At 62.0% G+C, this 2,136-nt stretch carries 2 protein-coding genes; both read right to left on the bottom strand.

Annotation, left to right across the window (positions count from 1 at the left end; all coding sequences use genetic code 11):
* Positions 1-814: 814 nt before the first annotated feature.
* Positions 815-1,204, bottom strand: a complete 390-nt coding sequence (locus IEY68_RS35795) for a hypothetical protein (RefSeq protein WP_058854613.1) — start codon at positions 1,202-1,204, stop codon at positions 815-817.
* Positions 1,201-1,890: a hypothetical protein gene (locus tag IEY68_RS35790; RefSeq protein ID WP_058854612.1), complete on the bottom strand. Its 690-nt coding sequence runs from the start codon at positions 1,888-1,890 to the stop codon at positions 1,201-1,203. The genes IEY68_RS35795 and IEY68_RS35790 overlap by 4 nt, the downstream gene beginning before the upstream one ends.
* Positions 1,891-2,136: the final 246 nt, after the last annotated feature.

Here is a 2,136-nt window from a genome sequence, read left to right as displayed (position 1 = left end):
GTTTGAACGATCGCCCAGCAGTGCCTGTCTACTACCCGACAAATCGTTGCGGGATAAGTAGGTGACATCGTGCCCCGCCCTCACACCCCCACTTCACCTCGACACGCTGGAGGGATGTCGAGGCCACGCTTCCTCTCACCTGAGTTCCCGACGAAATAGCGCTAGCCGGCGAGGACACTCGCACCTCATCCCCGTGTGCGGGGCGCGGCTTCAGGTTTCCGGCAACAGCAGCGCCAGGATGTGGGTTGGCCGCCGCAAAAGGACACTATGCCAGCTGGTTCTCAGACCTGTCTCAGCTGGACCCGGACTTGAACCCCCACGCCGCTGACCTGCGCATATAGTGCGAGTGATTGATACTCACACCAAATAACAGCAGGTAGAAAGAGGGAGAGATGTGTCCGGAGGGGGAATCGACCAATACGCCCACGCGCTCAGCCACCGAAAAGTCCTGGTTATCAACCAAGCGTAGCTCCCGGTCTGCCCCAACGCTCCAGCAGACAAGCCGCATTTCGGTGCGCCCCGGGCATCGGTTCATCGGACGCAACGGCTTTGCCAGTCGGCACCGGACGCGCCGACCTCGGTCGTGGCAAGCACCGAACCCGATGCCTCGTCCTTCCACGGACTGGTCCATTACGCCCCGCGCTTCGGCCGTGCCGCCGACGCACCTAGACTTCTCTCACACAGAGTCGGGTCTCATCCGAGCTTCGGCGAAGGGCTCTCCTATCTCTGTGGCCGCCCGACTTACCATGCTTCGCGGGGGCCTCGCCGTCGACCGGCGAATCCCGTTGAAGGCTGGTGGCCCGGCTCAGCAATTTCACCTGCCGGGTACAGAATCCAGCGCGACAATGATCCTGTCGAAATCACGCACCGACCGTCGACCGTATTCCGGGTTTTCTCGGGCAATCAGATCCGCGGCCTGCGCTTCCGTAGCGAAGCCATGGCGCGCCTTCTCTTCCATGACATACGAGGGAACCAGGACCCAGTTGCGGCGCGCCGTGTCGAATAACCAATCGACCTCACGCCGCTCGTCTCCCACAATGCGCTGAAGAGTCTCCGCAACCCACACGGGCCGGGGTTCGGAAAAACGCCATACTACCAGTGGCGGCCTGAAATACTCGCCGTCAACGCCGCCGCCGGCATGGCGGTACCATTCGAGGGAACCGAAACGGCGCAGGCGCGCAATAAAGTCACTCGAATCCATCATCCCACCGGTTCGATCGTTGCACCTGGATTGTCCCCCAGCATAGTTCTCCGCCATTGCTCGATCGGGATAGGCTCCGGACTGTGCCTCGGGTCGTAGACGTATTTTCCGTCCGTGTAGACCTCATGGTAAAGGAACTCTTCGGGAATGCCGTATTCTTCAACAGTAAGTTCCTGACCTGGTGCCGGTTCGACTTTGAGTATCTCGCCTACTTCTCCTGCCGTCTTCTTCAGTTTCTCAGCGATCTCGGAACAGTCTTCACCCGGGTTGATTCCCTCCGCCAGCATCCGCGCCATCTCGTCGGTGACATCCTTGTTCGGCGCAATCTCAGGTACCGCATCGCCGGGCCCGGGCGCCCCGTCGTCGATGAGCACTTTCATGGCGATGATGGCGCCGAGGGAAGTGAGGGTGCTGCCGAGGTCGGGGACCCCGTCGAAGGCTTTGATGGTGCCGACAGCTCCAGCCGCCGCGGTCGCGAGGCCGAGTACTCGGAACAGGCGGCTGGCCTGGTAGGCGGTGCGGATGGCGTTGATGCAGTTGCCGACCATGACCGTCACTCCTCCGCCGGCCGCGGCAGCGGATGCGCCCCAGCTGAAGAAGGCCGCGGCAGCGCCCGCCACGACAGTGATACCTATGGCCCATTCGGTGCTGGTGATCGTGCTGTCGATCTCGCCTCGGACTTCGACCATTCCGGTGTGGTACGTGCCCACGGGTGTGGCTAGTGCCTCGTCCAGATAGGTTGCGGCTGTAATCCGGGTGTCGGTTTGATCGTGTGCTCGCCGACGGCGATGCTGCCGGTGGAGGTGGTGTCGATGGCCCGTAAACCAGAAGTATTCGTGCGGGAGGTGACCCCGGACGAGGGGCGTCGCTTGCAGAAGATCACCAAAACGAGCAAGCAACCGATCAGGACCCGCCGCGCGATCGTGGTGATGGCC

It is taken from the genome of Nocardia jinanensis (assembly GCF_014645735.1).
GTDB classification, from domain to species: domain Bacteria; phylum Actinomycetota; class Actinomycetes; order Mycobacteriales; family Mycobacteriaceae; genus Nocardia; species Nocardia jinanensis.
The sequence above is the reverse complement of the archived record's forward strand: the minus strand, read 5'-3'. Positions and strand labels throughout refer to the sequence as shown.

Bases quoted from the DNA above. Each gene is read 5' to 3' on its own strand.
- IEY68_RS35795 (WP_058854613.1), bottom strand. From the start codon at position 1,204: ATGATGGATTCGAGTGACTTTATTGCGCGCCTGCGCCGTTTCGGTTCC.
- IEY68_RS35790 (WP_058854612.1), bottom strand. From the start codon at position 1,890: ATGGTCGAAGTCCGAGGCGAGATCGACAGCACGATCACCAGCACCGAA.